Consider the following 1,901-nt stretch of genomic DNA (forward strand, 5'->3'; position numbering starts at 1 on the left):
TGTAGATTTTTGACCAAAAAATCAGGTCAATCCCTTCTTTTTTCAAGGGGATAAAAAAGGAAATTGAGGTAATTATCCATTATCAATTAATGAAAGGAGGTACTGATAACTGATAACTGAATTGCGCAGTTCCTCCTCCGGAGGCTAACTGATAACTGAAATGACTCACTAACTAAATAATTAATGTTTATAACTGACTCTCAGCTACTTTCTTACCAACGCTGTCCCAGAAAAGCATTTTTAGATGTTTATGGAGATTTTAGACAACAAGAATCTCCTAGTGATTTTCTGCTGAAATTGATTAGAGATAGTTCGGAATTTAGGTCTAGTATTGTCAATAATTATAATTATCAAAAGCCGGATTATCCTCATGGAGATTTATTTGCAGGAGGCAAGGCTACAGAAGAATTAATGGCAGCAGGTGTTGATGTTATTTACAAGGGAATATTAATGATTCAGCAATCTGCCATACAATTACCCCCACAAAATCAAATTCATAGTGATAATTTTCCATCGATTAATTTTGTTAGTTATCCAGATTTATTAATTAAACAACCAGGATATTCTCGCTTTGGTGATTGGGTTTATATTCCCACGGATGTTAAGTTAAGCAAACGTCCGAAATTAGAGTATCAAATAGTTGCTGCTTTCCACGCTCAAATATTAGAAAGTATTCAAGCAGTTTTGCCGGAAACTGCTTGGTTAATTCTCCGAAAAAAAGGATTATATAAAGTTAATTTAGAACAGCGAATTCAACAAATGCAGGAAACTATTTCTGAGTTGATTGCTATGTTGCAAAATTCTCTAGAACCGGAAGTCTTTATATCCCGTCAAAAATGTAATATTTGTACTTGGTATAATAGCTGTCATGCTGTTGCTGAAAATCAAAAACATTTATCTCTTTTACCAGGAGTTACTCCTAGTAGATATGCTGTGTTGAAGAGCTTGAATTTAACAACTTTAGAATCTCTCGCTCAAGCTAATCCTAATGATTTAGAAAGTTACCCCGAATTTATTGATGGAATCGGAATACAAGTTGTACAACAAGCTCAATCTGTCTGGGAAAATAAGGTTATCTTGAGAAATGGAAAATTTATAGAAAAACTAGAGAGTCAAATTTTACCAATTACTGATTATAAATTAACTAAGCTAGTGAATGCTCCTGTAGAATTATATTTTGATATTGAAGCTCAACCAGATATTAGCCTGGATTATTTACATGGTGTTTTAGTAGTTGATAAACGTTACAATACAGAAAAGTTTTATGTTCATTTAGCCGAAAATCCTCTAGATGAAGAATTGATTTGGCATCAATTTTTAGACTTAGTTTGGAAATATCCTATCGCTCCAATTTATCACTTCTGTGAATATGAAATTCAAACTGTAAAAAGATTGGCTAAACTGTATAAAACTCCTAGCTACAAATGGAAACCATTATTGAAAAGATTTGTGGATATTCATCAAGTTGTTACTCAAACTCTTACATTGCCTATAGAAAGTTATGCTCTGAAAAATATTGCCCGTTGGTTAGGTTTTGAATGGCGAAATTCTGAAGCTAATGGCGCTCAATCTGTTTGTTGGTATGAGGAATGGTTGAAAACTGGCGATCGCTCTTTATTAGATGCAATTGTTATTTATAATGAAGATGATTGTTATGCTACTTATTATATTAAAGAATGGTTGTCAAAATTTTTAGAAGAACGAAGAAGGAATGATAGATAAAAAAATAATAATGGTCGATATATCTAACTTTTTAATTTTTGATAATTCGAGGGTCTCGCTTATATCAAATCCAGTAGTATCAGTATTATAAATGGGATATCTAATAGACATCTGGTGAGAATCAAAAATCAAATCAATCCCATACAGATAAATCATCAATTCTTCCCCTCCTGGTAGCA

Annotated in this window: 1 protein-coding gene; it reads left to right on the forward strand. The window is 32.5% G+C overall.

Going from position 1 to position 1,901, the window contains the following annotated elements; all coding sequences use genetic code 11:
• Nucleotides 1-183: 183 nt before the first annotated feature.
• Nucleotides 184-1,722: a TM0106 family RecB-like putative nuclease gene (locus F6K22_RS39780; protein ID WP_293110565.1), complete on the forward strand. Its 1,539-nt coding sequence runs from the start codon at nucleotides 184-186 to the stop codon at nucleotides 1,720-1,722.
• Nucleotides 1,723-1,901: the final 179 nt, after the last annotated feature.

Source organism: Okeania sp. SIO2F4 (assembly GCF_010672385.1).
GTDB lineage: Bacteria > Cyanobacteriota > Cyanobacteriia > Cyanobacteriales > Microcoleaceae > Trichodesmium.